Origin of the sequence: Celeribacter indicus, from assembly GCF_000819565.1 — a bacterium.
GTDB classification, from domain to species: domain Bacteria; phylum Pseudomonadota; class Alphaproteobacteria; order Rhodobacterales; family Rhodobacteraceae; genus Celeribacter; species Celeribacter indicus.
In genome coordinates, this window is sequence record NZ_CP004393.1 from 1,402,204 (window position 1) to 1,415,657 (window position 13,454).

The following is a 13,454-nucleotide window of genomic DNA, read 5'->3' on the forward strand; positions in this document are numbered from 1 at the left end:
TAGGATGATGGATTTTGAACTGAATGACACCGAGCGCATGCTGTCCGACACGCTGGATCGTTTTGCCCTGAGCGCAGCCACAGAGACCGGCGCGCATTGGCAACATTGTCTCGACATGGGCTGGCATATTGCCTCCGTATCCGAAGAGCTGGGGGGCTTCGGTCTCGGGCTAAACGGGCCGGTTCTCGTGGCGCGTAGCCTTGGTGGGCTTTTGTCACCGCTGGACTGGGCGCGGGATGCGCTTCTGCCGGCTATACTTCTTGCTGGCTTGTCGCCGGATGATCCGCGTGCCGCGCAGGCGCTCGATGATTTTCTGGCAGGGACGTTGAAACCCGTGGTCGCAGCCGCCGATGCGGAAAACCGAGTTTCCCTGCCCAAGACCGTGAATCTGGCGCTGGCTCTGACAGATGGGGGGACCCGGCTGATCTGGATGGAACAGCCAGAGCTGACAGGTGCGGAGACGATTTCGGTCGCCGGCGAAGAGACGGTGTCGATCCCCTTGCCTGACGCGCCGGGGCTGGCCTTGTCCAAAGACCTCACTGATCGTCTGCGGACTGCCGCCCATGTGGTCGCCGCGGCGGATCGTTTGGGGGCGATGGAGAAAGCTTTTGCCATGACGCTGGACTATTGCCGGACGCGGCATCAGTTCGGGCGGCCTTTGAGCGGGTTTCAGGCGCTGCAACATCGTCTCGTCGATATGTCCATCGCTTGCGACGAGACGGAGGCGCTTGTCCTGGCCGCTGCCATGGCGGCGACCGGCGATCGGCCTGACGCGATGCGATTGGCGACGGCGGCCTGGGCCCGCGCAAGCGATTTGGGACAGCGCTTGGGCGAGGAGGCGATCCAGCTCCACGGTGGCATCGGCATGACCGAGGAATGCGAGGTTGGATGCTATGTGAAACGCATGATGGCACGACAGCCCATTGTGAGTACCCCATAAAGTGGGCATTGGCTCAAGCGACACTTTGCCTGCGGGATGAATAAAAGAGGGCAGGGAAAATGGCCTGCGGCGTATTGCTCTCGGAACACGCGGCGTCTGCGTCACGATGCTCGGAAAGGCTTGGCTTGGGGGCGGACAAGAGGCTTTCCTTTGCTTCACGTCGTTTCAGACATAAGTGAACTCGCCCTATATTGGGGCGGCATCACGCGCCTGTCATTTCATTGCCTGCTCTACGATTGCAGGAACAGTAACAGTGAACCGCTCCGGGTTTGCCGGAGGCTCCAACTCTTGAGTAGGATGGAGCATCATGAGCAAGACAACGAACAAATATTCCCCTGAAGTGCGCGAGCGAGCGGTTCGTATGGTTTTGGACAACGCCGGTCAGCATGAGAGCCGCTGGCAAGCGATCGTATCGATCTCGGCGAAGATAGGCTGTTCGACGAACACGCTGAATGACTGGGTCAAAAAGGCAGAGATTGATCGTGGCGACCGTGCTGGGGTCAGTACCGAGATGGCCGAGAAGATGAAGGCGCTGGAGCGCGAGAACCGCGAACTCAAGCAGGCGAATGAGATCCTGCGGAAGGCGTCGGCGTATTTTGCGATGGCGGAGCTCGACCGCCGACCGAAGTCATGATCGCCTTTATCGACGATTATCGTGGAGAGCTCGGGGTCGAGCCGATCTGCAAGCACCTGCCGATTGCCCCGTCCACATACTACGATCATCTGGCCAAACGGGCCGACCCTGATCTGCGCTCGGATCGGTTCAAGCGCGACGACGAGCTTCGCCCCGAGATCGAGCGCGTGTTCGATGAGAATTACAAGGTCTATGGCGTGCGCAAAGTCTGGCGCCAGATGCGGCGGGAAGGATTTGATGTGGCCCGATGCACGATAGCCCGGTTGATGAAGGATTTGGGCCTGCAGGGCGTCATCCGGGGCAAGCCGCATAAAACGACGATCCCTGACAAGAAGCAGCCGTGCCCGATGGACAAGGTAAACCGGCAATTCCGGGTGCCGGCACCGAACATGCTCTGGGTCAGCGATTTCACCTATGTCGCCACCTGGCAAGGGTTCGTTTATGTGGCATTCGTGATCGACACGTTCGCGCGCCGGATCGTTGGGTGGCGCGTCAGCCGCACGGCTCACACAGGCTTCGTTCTCGACGCTTTGGAACAGGCTGTTCATCAGCGGCAGCCTGGTGTGGGACTGATCCATCACTCAGACCGCGGATCGCAATACCTGGCGATAAAATACACCGAACGCTTGGCCGAGGCAGGAATCGAACCCTCGGTCGGCAGCGTCGGTGACAGCTATGACAACGCTTTGGCCGAGACAATCAATGGTCTCTTCAAGGCGGAGGTCATCCACCGCCGTGGCCCGTGGCGCAGTCTGGACGCCGTGGAATACGCCACTCTGGAATGGGTCGACTGGTTCAACAATCGCCGCCTCCTCGAGCCCATCGGGAACATCCCACCAGCGGAAGCAGAGGCAAACTTCTACGCAGCTCTGGTAACTAAGACCATAGCCGCATAACTTAAACCAAACAGCCTCCGGCAAACCCGGAGCGGTTCACCCGAGCGCTTCGTTCGGAATGAAAGTTGGATCTGTCAGGATGAACTCAAGCTCTTTGACACTTTCCAATTCATCACGCAGCGCTTCATATGCAAAGATTGAGAAGCAACTGGCCGCCACCCGGATTTTCGCGCCAGCTTCGAATCCGGCCTTCAGCTCATCCCCCAAGAGGACAGAAATGTTGTCGATGATTTTCAAAAGATTGCCCTGAATTCGAATGGTTTTTCCTGAACGTAACGCTTAACGGTCCGTGTTCACAGATCAAATTCTATCTGTGTAGGCGGATTGTCCACCAGCGCCCAAAAGCATGGTCCCGATAGACCTGAGGTCGACCATGCACTAACATTTACGCCGGACTACTCGATGGGGGCAGGCAACTGGAGGCAGCAGGAGTTTCTGAGGATGTTCGCCATGTGCGAAATCATCTTTCTCGCCTAATTTGCTACACATTCTGCTACACTCATCCTGAGTTGGGGATCATATAATATTTTGTTTTAATTTAATAATATTCTGGATTTATGGGCAGTGTGGCAGACTTCGTCTCCGCCACCAACGCACCTGTTTTCCACCATCAGAGTTGCGCATTCTCCGCTGCACGCGAGACGTGATGGCCGGTCAATACATCAAATCACAGGCAATGCGGTTTCCGGGTGTAGTCTCAGGCACCGAACTGGCTTTCCCTGGCGTGGACGCTGACGCGCCTGCTCAACGGTCTTTTGATCAGGAGGCCTCCTTGCGGCCCGGTTCGTCCGGTGTTTCCCAGGTGACGGTCCGGTGGCTCCGGAAGCCTGTCCTGACCGGCTTCGAGGCTATCCTCTCGACGCCTTGCCCGTAAACACTGCCAGTTGCGCGGCGAAGGCGCGCTTGTAGGCGGGGCGGGCTTCACCGCGTGCGACATAGGCGGCGAGGTTCGGGACGTCGTTCAGCATCGGTGAGGAATGGCGTAACCTGAGCAGCACGGAGACCATCATCAGATCGCCGGCGCTGAACGCCCCGTCGAGCCACACGGCATCGCCGAGATGGGCGGAAAGCTGGCTGAGGCGGGGGCGGATGCGCGCTTCGGTGAGGCGCAGGCGCTCTGGGCCCCAGCTCCTGTCGCCCTCGAAGAGCCTGGTGGTTTCCCGGTCGAGGATCGGCGGTTCGACCGTGTCGAGCGCGGCGAACATCCAGGTGATCGCCCGTGCCCGTGCATTGGCGTCCTCGGGCAGCAGGCCCGCGTGGTGCCGGGCGAGGTGGAGGACGATCGACCCGGTCTCGAACAGGGCGAGATCGCCTTCTTCATAGGTCGGAATTTGCCCGAACGGGTGCAGCGCCAGATGCGCCGGCTCCTGCATCTCCTTGAACGAGACAAGGCGCACGTCATAGGGCCGGCCAACCTCCTCGAGGGCCCAGCGCACGCGCATGTCGCGCGCCAGCCCCGCGCCGCGGTCGGGTGAGTTTTCGAATGCGGTGATGATCGGGAGCATGTCAATCCTCGATTGCGTCGTGTCCAAGGCGTTCGGGGTCCTCAAGCTGGTCCGTCTTCGGCCTGTGTCTCCTCCGGTCATGGGGTGTCCGAGGCGGCCGCCTCGAGTGTGGCGATGTCGATCTTGCGCATGGTCATCATCGCCTCGAAGGCGCGTTTGGCCCGAGCAGGGTCGGGATCGGTGGTCAGTTCCATCAGGCGCTTCGGCGTGATCTGCCAGGAGTGACCCCAGCGGTCCTTGCACCAGCCGCAGGCGCTTTCGGTGCCGCCGCTGCCGACGACGGCGGTCCAGTAGCGGTCGGTTTCCTCCTGGTCTTCCGTGATGACCATGAACGAAACGGCCTCGTTGGGTGTGAAGATCGGCCCGCCGTTGAGGCCGAGGAACCGTCTGCCGAGCACGGTGAATTCCACGGTCAGCTCGTCGCCTTCCTTTCCGCCCGGATAGTCCGATGCGGCGGCGTTCACCCGGTCGACATGGCTGTCGGGAAACGTGGCGGCATAGAATTCGGCCGCCTTCCTGGCTTCGCCGTGGTCATACCACAGGCAGGTTACGAGATCGGTCATTTCAGGTCTCCTTCGGTTCTGGACGTGCGCGTGCGGGCTCTTCGTCGGCTCGGCGGGCGCCCCGTCACGCCGCCGCGTCGTCGGTGCTTCATATCCGGAGGACGAACCGCGGTGCCCTTTTCCGACAGGCCAGCAGATTTTTTTGCACCGGGCCCACCCCGCATGTCCGGTGGCGGGGCCGTATCCTCGGGCACACCCGCCGAAGGCGGGGACATGCCGGCCCGTCGCGGCCTTGCCCGCTCCGCCGCTCTAGCCCTCGAGCCGGTCGAGATGCTGGCGGATATGCGCGGCTTCTGCCGGCGTGGTGGCGAGCGCGATGGCGCGGACGAAGGCATCGCGCGCCTCGCTGCCGCGGCCCAGCTGTTCCAGCAGGTTGCCGCGCACGCCGTGGAAGTAGAAATAGCCGTCCAGCGGCCCGGCAAGCGGTGCGATCATCTCCAGCGCCGCCTTGGCGCCGTGAAGTTTCCAGATGGCCACGGACCGGTTGAGCGTGACGACGGGGGAGGGGGCATGACGTTCCAGCGCCTGATACAGCGCGTCTATGCCGGCCCAGTCCGTGTCCTCCGGCCGTTCTGCCCGTGCGTGCAGCGCGGCGATCGCTGCCTGGATCTGATAGGGGCCGGGCCGGCGGTGCAGCATGGCCTTGTCGATCATCGCGAATGCCTCGGCGATCTGGCGCCGGTTCCAGAGCGTCCGGTCCTGATCCTCCAGCAGGATCGGCGCACCCGCCTCGTCGAAACGTGCGTTCCGGCGGGACTGCTGAAGCAGCATCAGCGCCAGCAATCCCATCATCTCGGGCTCGGCGGGAAAGAGGCGCAGCATCAGGCGCGCCAGTCGGATCGCCTCGTCGCAGAGCCTGGTCCGCTCGCTCTTTGGGGTGGCGTCGGTATATCCCTCGTTGAAGACGAGATAGATCATCGCGGAGACCGCGGCGAAACGTTCCGCCCGCTCTTTCGGTCCCGGCGTCTCGAACGGAATATCGGCTTTCGCTATGCGGGCCTTGGCGCGCGTGATGCGCTGTTCCATCGCCCGGTCTCCGACCAGGAAGGCCGCGGCGATCCGGGGAACGGGCAGGCCGGCGACGATCCTGAGGGCCAGCGCGATCTGCTGCGTGGCGGGCAGGTCGGGATGGCAGCAGACGAAGAGGAGACGCAGGATGTCGTCACGATACTCGGTGGCGTCCAGCCGCTCGACCAGGTCCGCCTCGGTATCCTCGCGGTCCGATATCGCCGCTTCCTCGGGCAGGGCCGTCAGCCGGGCCTGCCGGCGCTTGTGATCAATCGCGGCATTGCGCCCGACCATGATCAGCCAGCCTGCGGCATTCCGCGGCGGGCCGTTCTCCGGCCAGGATCTGAGCGCGCGGAGACAGGCCTCCTGAAACGCCTCCTCGGCGAGATCGAGATCGCGGAAATAGCGCAGGAGCGCGGCGACCGCCTGCGGCCGCGCGCCGACCAGCCGCCTCTCGATCCAGTCGGGTTCAGGGGGCTGGGGCATCTTCGATGGCCTCTCCATCGGGGTAGTAGAGCGCAATTGGGCGAAGTTCGTATGCTCCGCCCGGATTGGCCTCGGCCATCTCGCGCGCGATCCGGATGGCCACGTCGAGGCTTTCGACATCGAGCACATAGAAGCCGAGCAACTGCTCCTTGGTCTCGGCAAAGGGGCCGTCCGTCACGATATTCTCGGACTTGCGCAGCGTCGTCGCCGCGCTTGTCGGCATCAGCCGGGCGATGGGGCCGAAACTCTTTGCCCATTTGCGGTTCACCGCCTTGAGCTTGTCGATCACCTCGGCGTCCTCCTCCTCGGTCCAGGCCGAGGTGATGTCCTCGTTGTGATAGCAAAGGATCGTGTAGCGCATGGCTCGCATCTCCGTTCTCGTGACAGTGTCAGTCTGCACGATCCCGCCAAGGCCTGTCACCGGTCCACATGGCGCCTGAAACGGTCGAGGATCGCCTGCCAGCCGGCGCGCTGCTGCTCCACCGGGGTCCCGGTTTCCGCATCGAAGGTGACGCGCAGGCGCAGGCGGCCGTCTTCGGGCAGGAAGTCCACCGCGGCATGGCGGCCGCCGAATTCGTATTCGATCCGCCGGTGCGGCTCGATCCGCGTGTAGGTTCCGGCAAAGTCGAATCCCGTGCTGCCGTCTTTCGCCTCCATCGGCGCGCAAAAGGCGCCGCCCTCGCGCAGATCGACCGACGCGGCGGGTGTATGCCAGTCGTCGGAAGCCGCGTTCCACTGCATGATGTCTTCGGGGCGGGTGTAGGCGTCCCAGACCCTTGCGACGGGCGCCGCAACCGCAACTTCGACGGTAATCTCCTGGCGTGTCATCGGATGACCTCCTCCGGTGGGATCAGGGGCGTTCCGGCGAGATGCCGGTTACTGGCTGATCTCCGGTTCCACGAGCGTCGCCAGCTTTCGCAGGCTCTCCTGCCAGCCGAGATAGCAGGCTTCCAGCGGGATCACGTCGGGAACGCCCTCCTGCACGATGGACATGTCGGTGCCGACCGAAACCGCCTTCAGCACCACGGTCACCTTCATTTCGCCGGGCAGGTTCGGATCGTCGAACCGATCCGTGTAGACAAGCCGCTCGCCCGGAACGAGGTCCCTGTATTCGCCGCCGAAGGACTGGCTGTCGCCGGTCGTGAAGTTGCGGAACGACATCCTGTGCCTGCCGCCGACTTCGGGGTCCAGTTCGTGCACGGTGCAGAGAAAGCCGTAGGGCGGCAGCCAGCTCGCCACGGCATCGGGTTCGATGAACGCGCGATAGACCTTCTCGGACCTGGCGGCGATGACGCGGTGCAGGCGGACGGTATTGGGCATGATCGTTTTCCTTTCGGGCCGATCTGGCCGTGTTCCGGTTGTGCTGAACGGCGTCTGCGGCCAGAGTTCGGCGCCGTTCCATCTTTAAGACGTCCCGCCGAAGGGTGGTCCGACAGCACGAGAAATTTTTTTGGCGTGCGGGCCCGTCGCGGCGGGAGTGCCGTTCAGACAAGTTGCTCCGCGCTTACGGGTTGGCCTCCAGGTGCCGGGAAGGGGCCGCACTCCACCATGCGCGTCACGCCCCTGGAACGCCGCGCATTTATTCCGCCGGGCAGAGGCCGTTCGCTGCGGGGGCTTTCTGGCTGTGCTCCATTTCCATGGCTGCCAGGGGTTCGGTCCCGGCATCGGGGCAATGGCGTCGCCGAAGTGACACTTTTCGAGCGCGGCCGTCCGCATGGTCAGCGCAGCATTCCCTGTTGGACCCGATGTCGAGGTGTCGGAATCAGGGTTGAAACCCCGGCGAGGCGGATATAGATAGCAGGCTAACAGGTAGCAAGCTATCTATATCATCGGACTCCGGATCATGCTCTACGCCAACCCCAACACGGAATTCGTGCGGAAATTCACGACGGCGAATCGCAAGCTGCGCGTGCTCTTCGATGCGCGCACGGGAGAATACGGGCTGACGCAGGCGCGGGCCCGCGTGCTTCTGCTGCTCGCGCGCAACGCGCCCATGACGCAGGCCGAACTGGCCGACGCGCTGGATGTCGAGCGGCCGACGATGGCGCGTCTGATCGACGCCATGGAAGGAAGCGGGCTCTTGCGGCGGGAGACCTGTTTCGAGGATCGCCGGCAACGCAACATCTCCCTCACCGAGGCGGCCGAGGGCGAGGCCCAGGCGGTGCTCACCCTGACAAGCCGGCTCAGCGACGATGTGCTCGCGGGGATTTCCGAGGCGGATCTCGCGGTTCTCGACCGCGTCCTCAGCCGGATGCTTGAAAATATCGAAGGCGCGGGACCGAAATGAGCGAAGAGGGCGAACCGAACCGGGACACGGCCGCGGGGCAGCGCGCCGGCACGGCACCGCAGGCACCCGATGCCGCCGCCGGGAGCTGGCTCACGATGCCGGCCACGCGCGCCTGTTTCTATTTCGCGACCGCCGCCATCCTGGCCGTCGCGCAGGGCTTCGGGCAGAGCATGGTCTCTGCCAACAGCCAGCAGCTTCAGGGCAGCTTCGGGACGACAGAGGCGGAAACCGTCTGGCTCACCGCCGCCTATATGGCGCCCAATGCCTCCCTCACGCTGGCGCTGATCAAGCTGCGCGGCCAGTTCGGGCTGCGCCGCTTCGCGGAGGTGGCGATCCTCGTATTCCTTGCCTCCGGCCTGCTCAGCTATGTCGCGGATGATTTCTGGTCCAACATCGCCGTCCGGTTCTTTGCCGGCTGTGCCGCCGCGCCGACGGCGTCGCTCGCCTTCCTCTACATCCTCGAGCCGCTTGCGCCGCAGCGGAAGATGAACGTGGGTCTCTCCGCCGCGCTCACCCTGATTTTCATGGGCTCGTCGCTGACCCGGCTGATCTCCCCGCATCTGCTCGAGATGGGGGGATGGCACGGGCTCACGGCGCTGGACGCGGCGCTTGCGGCCACGAGCTGTGGGCTGATCTACCTCTTTCCGCTCCTCAGCCCGGCCCAGCCGATGAAGATCGAGGCGGGCGACGTGATCTCCTTCCTCTTCATCGCGGTGGGCTTCGGCTGCCTTTCCGTCGCGGCGCTCACGGGGCCGGTCTACTGGTGGATGGAGCGCGGCTGGATGGGGGTCGTGCTGGCCACCGGTGTCGCAACGCTCGCGATCGCCGCCGTCATCGAGCTCAACCGGGAGCATCCGCTGCTGGATATCCGCTGGCTGATGAGCCCGGCCATCCTGCACTTCGCCGGGACGCTGCTGCTGTTCCGGCTGGTGCTGAGCGAACAGACGGCGGGGGCGGGCGGGCTGTTCCGCGCGCTCGGCCTGCTCAACGAGCAGACGCAGGGCCTTTGGTTCGTCGTGCTGGCGGTGACCATCCTCGGCGGCGTCATCTGCGCGATCTTCCTCAAGCCCGGCCGGGTGGCGGAATTCCATGTCGTCGCCCTGCTGCTGCTGATCGGCGGATCGCTTCTGGACGCCCGCTCCACGGTGCTGACCGGGCCGGGCGATATGTACCTGTCGCAGGCGATGATCGCACTCGCCTCGGCGCTTTTCCTGCCACCGGCGCTGCTCACGGGGCTGATGTCGGCGCTCGCGAAGGGACCGAACTACATCCTGACCTTCATCATCGTGTTCCTGACCACGCAGAAGATCGGCGGCCTGATCGGCAGCGCGGTATTTTCCACCTTCGTCACCGTCCGCCAGTCCGTTCACACCCAGCACCTTCACGAGGCGCTGTCGGTCACCGATCCGCTCGTCACCGAACGCATTTCCACCTATGCCGGCGCGCTGTCCGGCACGATCACGGATGCCGGGATCCTGAATGCCGAGGCCGCGGCGCAGCTCGCCACCGATCTCGGCAGGCGGGCCGCCGTCATGGCCTATGATGACGCCTTCCTCTCGGTCGCCGCCGTCTCGGGCGTGGCGCTGGTCCTGCTGATCGGCCATACCGCCTTCCGCCAATGGCAGGCCCTGACCGGGCAGACTGCCGCCGCAGACGGTCCCGAAGACCCGCAACCCAACCCCGGGACAGGGCCTGCCGCCGCGGCGCCGGCGCAGCCTGCCTGAAACGAGACGCAAGATGATTTCGAAATACACCCGCCACATTGCCACCACCCTCGCGATCCTCGTCGGCGTCCTGGGCGTCCTGGGCGTCCTGTTCGCCTGGGGCCTGCCGCCGTTCCGCTCCGACACGCGGATGACCGAGGACGCCTATGTGCGCGGCCAGGTGACCACCCTCGCCCCGCAGATCTCCGGCGTGGTCGCAGAGGTCGCGGTGCAGGATTTCGAGCGCGTGTCGAGGGGCGACGTGCTGATCCGGCTCGACGATGCCACCTATGCCCAGCAGCTCGCCCAGGTCGAGGCGCAGCTCGACGCCGCCGAGGCGGCGCTCGACACGGCGAGGCAGGACCGCCGCTCTGCCGAGGCCGGTGTCGCCTCTGCCGAGGCCAGCGTGGACTCCGCGCGCGCGGCGCTGAAGGTGGCCGAGGCCGATCTCGACCGCAGCCGCGAATTGCTCGCCCGCGGGGTCACCACCGAACGCGAGGGCCAGAGGCAGCAGCTCGTCTACGACCAGGCCCGCACCACGCTGCGCAAGGCCGAGGCGGAGGCCGAGACCGCCCGCCAGACGCTCGCCTCCGTCGCCGCCGAGCGCCAGGGCCGCGTCGCTGCGGTCGAGGAGGCGAAGGCCGCGGTCGAACTGGCCCGGATCAATCTGCGCAACACGGTGATCACGGCGCCGGTCGACGGCCGCCTCGGCGACGTCTCCGCGCGGGTGGGGCAATATGTCGGCGCGGGCACGCGGCTCGTCTCCCTCGTGCCCGACCAGGTCTGGGTGATCGCGAATTTCAAGGAAACCCAGCTCGCCGGGATGGACGTGGGGCAGAAGGTCAGTTTCGCCGTGGACGCCTTCGGCGGCAAACGGCTGAACGGCCATATCGAACGCTTCGCGCCGGCCACCGGCTCCGAATTCAGCGTGCTCGGCGCTGCCAATGCGACCGGCAACTTCATCAAGGTCGTCCAGCGCCTCCCGGTCCGGATCGGCGTCGACCCCGGCCAGCCCGAGGCCGACAAGCTCACGCCGGGCATGTCCGTGGTGGTGGAGGTCGATACGGGAAGCTGACGGCCACGCCGGTGTCCCGCCCGAGCCCCGCGCGGCATGCGGCCCCGGCAGCCTTGGCCGCGCGTCACCCGCCGGACGGAGCAGGACAGCGGCCCCGGACGAACGCGTCGACCTGACGGCGGTGGATGGTTTGTCCGGAAGCCTCCGGGCCCTGCCGGTCGCGGCACATGGAACCCGGCGCGATGCACGTCAAAGGGCCGTCGGCGGCGGGTTTTGGACGCTTGACGAAAAGAGGTTCGGGAAAGCGGCGGCAAAGGCCGATCTCGCGGCAGGAGCCCGGAGGCGCCCGGCCCCCCGCGACCGATGGAAACGCCGGACAGCGGAGATGGTCCCATCCTGAAAGGCTCGGGTGCGACAGGCGCAATATCAGGTGATTTAAGTGGTGCCCGGGGGCGGAATCGAACCACCGACACGAGGATTTTCAATCCACTGCTCTACCCCTGAGCTACCCGGGCACGGGTGAACGCGCGTTGCGTTCGGGTAGCGGGTTTCTAGTCGGGGGGCGCGGGACTGTCCAGAGGGAAATTGCAGTTTTCAGTGAGGTTTTTTCGGCGTCGCGTCGGGATCCTCGCGCAGCGCTTCCTCGAGCGCCTCGGCGATCTCTTCGGGGTCTTCCTCGCGCAGGCTCGGCACCGCGTAGGAGCCGTTCATCCACCGCGCAAGGTCGAGATCGGCGCAGCGTTTCGAGCAGAAGGGACGGTATTTCTTCACCGTTGGATTGCCGCAGATCGGACAGCTCATGACAAGGCCTCCGCGAGCGGCAGGCGGGTGCGCTTCTTCTGGATCTCGTAATTGCCGAGCGGGGTCCAGCCGGCGAGCACCACGTCGCCGCCTTCGGGGCGGAACGCGGCCTTGAGGCTCTGCTCGAACTGGCGGCGGTCCTTCTTGGCCATCGGCGCGAGGTCGAGAAAGATCTGGCCGGCGAGGCCGCGCAGGCGCAGCTGGCGCGGCAGGTCGCGGGCGAGGGCAATGTTCGCCTTGAGCCCGGCCGCGGGGGAAAACTCGCCGCCGGTGTTCACGTCGACCGCGACACAGGCGCGGGTCGGTTCGATGAAGGCGGTGCCCGTCCCCTTGAGCGGCACGCGCGGGGAAAGGGCGGCCTCGATCATCTCGTGGATGCCGTGGTTGTCGAACGCATCGGCGCCATCGTCGAAGATGTCGGGCTCCGGCCAGTCGCGCCAGGCGGCTTCCCAGGCGTCGGGACCGGCCACGAGCAGCTCCGGCTCGCCCTTCTCATCGGCGAGCACCGCTTCGGCCAGGGCGCGGGTGGCGGCGATGTCCTCGGCGATCACCTCCGCGGCGATCCCCTCGCAGGCGGAGCGCAGGATCAGGCCGAGCGCCTCGCCGGCGCCCTCCATGCCCTCCTCGGCCAGATCGTGCAGGCGGATGAGCTCCTCCTCGCCGGTGATCCGGCGGGAGATGTTGAGGCCGGGCGCGCCGGGGGTGATAATGGCGTATTTCGACTTGAACAGGAGGCGCGTGGTCACCGGTACGGCCTTTCCGTCCTCGGCCAGATGGGTCACCTGCACGAGCATCGGCGCGCCGGGTTTCAGCCCCTTGTTGCCGCGCAGATAGGCCTGTTCCCCGTCCGGCAGGTCGAGCAGGGCGCCGCCCATGCCCTTGAGGCTGCGGCCGCCCTTCGCGCGGTAGATCGCGCCCGGCGCGGCGGGGGCGTCCTCGCCCGCATCCACCAGCAGGTCGTCGAGCTGCCCGTCGCGGACCATGGCGGCGGCGCGGCGGCCGCGGATTTCGCCCAATGCGATGACTGTGCCCTTCATTCTCTCTCTCCGTAGACCGGGTAGCCCGCGCTGGCGAGCAGTTTCGCGGTCTCCGCGACCGGCAGGCCCATGACCGCTGAATAGCTGCCCTGGATCCACGGGATGAAGGCGCCGGCAATCCCCTGGATGCCGTAGCCGCCTGCCTTCCCGCGCCAGTCGCCGCTCATCAGATAGGCGTTGAGCTCCACGTCGGACAGTCGTTTCATCTTCACATCCGTGACCACGTCGGCCTCCCAGAGGCGCGTGCCGCGGGCGACCGCGATGGCGGTGATGACCTTGTGCCGGCGGCCGGACATGGCGAGCAGGAACGCCGCCGCCTCCTTTTCGTCGGCGGGCTTGCCCATGATGCGCCGCCCGAGCGCCACGGTCGTGTCGGCGCAGAGCACGATCTCGTCCTCCGCGCGCGGCACGGCCATCGCCTTTTCCCGCGCCATGCGGGCGCAATAGGGGCGGGGCAGCTCGCCCTTCCGCGGATCTTCGTCGATGTCGGGGGAGCGGATGTCGTCGGGCACGAGCCCGAGCTGCGCCAGAAGCTCCTTCCGGCGCGGGCTGCCTGAACCGAGGATCAGTTTCATGAAG

Annotated in this window: 15 protein-coding genes, 1 tRNA gene and 1 other annotated feature; of the genes, 5 read left to right on the top strand and 11 right to left on the bottom strand. The window is 65.3% G+C overall.

Annotated features, from left to right (window positions below):
• Window positions 1-7 precede the first annotated feature (7 nt).
• Window positions 8-940, top strand: coding sequence for an acyl-CoA dehydrogenase family protein (locus P73_RS07075; protein WP_043869060.1), 933 nt, complete (start codon window positions 8-10; stop codon window positions 938-940).
• Window positions 941-1,247: 307 nt separating this feature from the next.
• A protein-coding gene (locus tag P73_RS07085; protein WP_420836116.1) for an IS3 family transposase occupies window positions 1,248-2,470 on the top strand; the annotation gives its coding sequence in 2 pieces (ribosomal slippage) (window positions 1,248-1,536 and window positions 1,536-2,470; 1,224 coding nt in all).
• Window positions 1,529-1,645, top strand: a sequence feature (AL1L pseudoknot). Its footprint overlaps the gene before it by 117 nt.
• Before the next feature lie 36 nt (window positions 2,471-2,506).
• Here P73_RS07085 and P73_RS07090 read toward each other — a convergent pair.
• From P73_RS07090 to P73_RS07120, 7 genes are all read right to left on the bottom strand, one after another.
• A complete protein-coding gene (locus P73_RS07090; RefSeq protein ID WP_043869061.1) occupies window positions 2,507-2,707 on the bottom strand; it encodes a phospholipase D-like domain-containing protein in 201 nt (66 codons plus the stop codon).
• 611 nt (window positions 2,708-3,318) lie between these two features.
• Window positions 3,319-3,975 (bottom strand): glutathione S-transferase family protein, encoded by a 657-nt coding sequence (locus P73_RS07095; protein ID WP_043869062.1) that lies wholly within the window; start codon window positions 3,973-3,975, stop codon window positions 3,319-3,321.
• A gap of 77 nt (window positions 3,976-4,052) precedes the next feature.
• Window positions 4,053-4,538, bottom strand: coding sequence for a VOC family protein (locus P73_RS07100; RefSeq protein ID WP_043869063.1), 486 nt, complete (start codon window positions 4,536-4,538; stop codon window positions 4,053-4,055).
• 249 nt (window positions 4,539-4,787) lie between these two features.
• The gene (locus P73_RS07105; RefSeq protein ID WP_043869064.1) at window positions 4,788-6,032 is read right to left on the bottom strand and encodes an RNA polymerase sigma factor; all 1,245 of its coding nucleotides are present in this window, start codon (window positions 6,030-6,032) and stop codon (window positions 4,788-4,790) included.
• Window positions 6,016-6,393, bottom strand: a complete 378-nt coding sequence (locus P73_RS07110; RefSeq protein WP_043869065.1) for a YciI family protein — start codon at window positions 6,391-6,393, stop codon at window positions 6,016-6,018. Before P73_RS07110 ends, P73_RS07105 begins: the two co-directional genes overlap by 17 nt.
• A 56-nt stretch (window positions 6,394-6,449) precedes the next feature.
• Window positions 6,450-6,860: an SRPBCC domain-containing protein gene (locus P73_RS07115; RefSeq protein ID WP_043869066.1), complete on the bottom strand. Its 411-nt coding sequence runs from the start codon at window positions 6,858-6,860 to the stop codon at window positions 6,450-6,452.
• Between the two features lie 48 nt (window positions 6,861-6,908).
• Complete coding sequence (locus P73_RS07120; protein ID WP_043869067.1) at window positions 6,909-7,352, bottom strand: SRPBCC family protein; 444 nt, start codon at window positions 7,350-7,352, stop codon at window positions 6,909-6,911.
• A gap of 523 nt (window positions 7,353-7,875) precedes the next feature.
• On the opposite strand from P73_RS07120, the gene P73_RS07125 reads away from it, so the two are divergent.
• The 3 genes from P73_RS07125 to P73_RS07135 are packed head-to-tail and all read left to right on the top strand — an operon-like array spanning window position 7,876 to window position 11,097.
• A complete protein-coding gene (locus tag P73_RS07125) occupies window positions 7,876-8,319 on the top strand; it encodes a MarR family winged helix-turn-helix transcriptional regulator (RefSeq protein WP_052453086.1) in 444 nt (147 codons plus the stop codon).
• Window positions 8,316-10,043: an MFS transporter gene (locus tag P73_RS07130; protein WP_074743378.1), complete on the top strand. Its 1,728-nt coding sequence runs from the start codon at window positions 8,316-8,318 to the stop codon at window positions 10,041-10,043. Before P73_RS07125 ends, P73_RS07130 begins: the two co-directional genes overlap by 4 nt.
• A 13-nt stretch (window positions 10,044-10,056) precedes the next feature.
• Window positions 10,057-11,097 carry an HlyD family secretion protein gene (locus P73_RS07135; protein ID WP_074743376.1) on the top strand — a complete coding sequence of 347 codons (1,041 nt, stop codon included), beginning with the start codon at window positions 10,057-10,059 and terminating at the stop codon, window positions 11,095-11,097.
• Between the two features lie 380 nt (window positions 11,098-11,477).
• Here the strand turns inward: P73_RS07135 and P73_RS07140 are convergent.
• The 4 genes from P73_RS07140 to P73_RS07155 all read right to left on the bottom strand — a co-directional run bounded on the left by P73_RS07140 (window position 11,478) and on the right by P73_RS07155 (window position 13,450).
• A tRNA-Phe gene (locus tag P73_RS07140) sits at window positions 11,478-11,552 on the bottom strand.
• 79 nt (window positions 11,553-11,631) lie between these two features.
• On the bottom strand, window positions 11,632-11,838 hold the full coding sequence (locus P73_RS07145) for a DNA gyrase inhibitor YacG (RefSeq protein WP_043869068.1): 207 nt from the start codon (window positions 11,836-11,838) through the stop codon (window positions 11,632-11,634).
• Window positions 11,835-12,875, bottom strand: a complete 1,041-nt coding sequence (locus P73_RS07150) for a ribonuclease E/G (RefSeq protein ID WP_043869069.1) — start codon at window positions 12,873-12,875, stop codon at window positions 11,835-11,837. The genes P73_RS07145 and P73_RS07150 overlap by 4 nt, the downstream gene beginning before the upstream one ends.
• A complete protein-coding gene (locus tag P73_RS07155; RefSeq protein ID WP_043869070.1) occupies window positions 12,872-13,450 on the bottom strand; it encodes a Maf family protein in 579 nt (192 codons plus the stop codon). The genes P73_RS07150 and P73_RS07155 overlap by 4 nt, the downstream gene beginning before the upstream one ends.
• Between the last annotated feature and the right edge of the window lie 4 nt (window positions 13,451-13,454).

Excerpts from the sequence above, each read along its gene's own strand:
- P73_RS07150 (WP_043869069.1), bottom strand. The coding sequence starts at position 12,875 with ATGAAGGGCACAGTCATCGCATTGGGCGAAATCCGCGGCCGCCGCGCC.
- P73_RS07120 (WP_043869067.1), bottom strand. The coding sequence starts at position 7,352 with ATGCCCAATACCGTCCGCCTGCACCGCGTCATCGCCGCCAGGTCCGAG.
- P73_RS07145 (WP_043869068.1), bottom strand. The coding sequence starts at position 11,838 with ATGAGCTGTCCGATCTGCGGCAATCCAACGGTGAAGAAATACCGTCCC.
- P73_RS07155 (WP_043869070.1), bottom strand. The coding sequence starts at position 13,450 with ATGAAACTGATCCTCGGTTCAGGCAGCCCGCGCCGGAAGGAGCTTCTG.
- P73_RS07075 (WP_043869060.1), top strand. The coding sequence starts at position 8 with ATGGATTTTGAACTGAATGACACCGAGCGCATGCTGTCCGACACGCTG.
- P73_RS07110 (WP_043869065.1), bottom strand. The coding sequence starts at position 6,393 with ATGCGCTACACGATCCTTTGCTATCACAACGAGGACATCACCTCGGCC.
- P73_RS07100 (WP_043869063.1), bottom strand. The coding sequence starts at position 4,538 with ATGACCGATCTCGTAACCTGCCTGTGGTATGACCACGGCGAAGCCAGG.
- P73_RS07105 (WP_043869064.1), bottom strand. The coding sequence starts at position 6,032 with ATGCCCCAGCCCCCTGAACCCGACTGGATCGAGAGGCGGCTGGTCGGC.
- P73_RS07130 (WP_074743378.1), top strand. The coding sequence starts at position 8,316 with ATGAGCGAAGAGGGCGAACCGAACCGGGACACGGCCGCGGGGCAGCGC.
- P73_RS07135 (WP_074743376.1), top strand. The coding sequence starts at position 10,057 with ATGATTTCGAAATACACCCGCCACATTGCCACCACCCTCGCGATCCTC.
- P73_RS07115 (WP_043869066.1), bottom strand. The coding sequence starts at position 6,860 with ATGACACGCCAGGAGATTACCGTCGAAGTTGCGGTTGCGGCGCCCGTC.
- P73_RS07095 (WP_043869062.1), bottom strand. The coding sequence starts at position 3,975 with ATGCTCCCGATCATCACCGCATTCGAAAACTCACCCGACCGCGGCGCG.
- P73_RS07125 (WP_052453086.1), top strand. The coding sequence starts at position 7,876 with ATGCTCTACGCCAACCCCAACACGGAATTCGTGCGGAAATTCACGACG.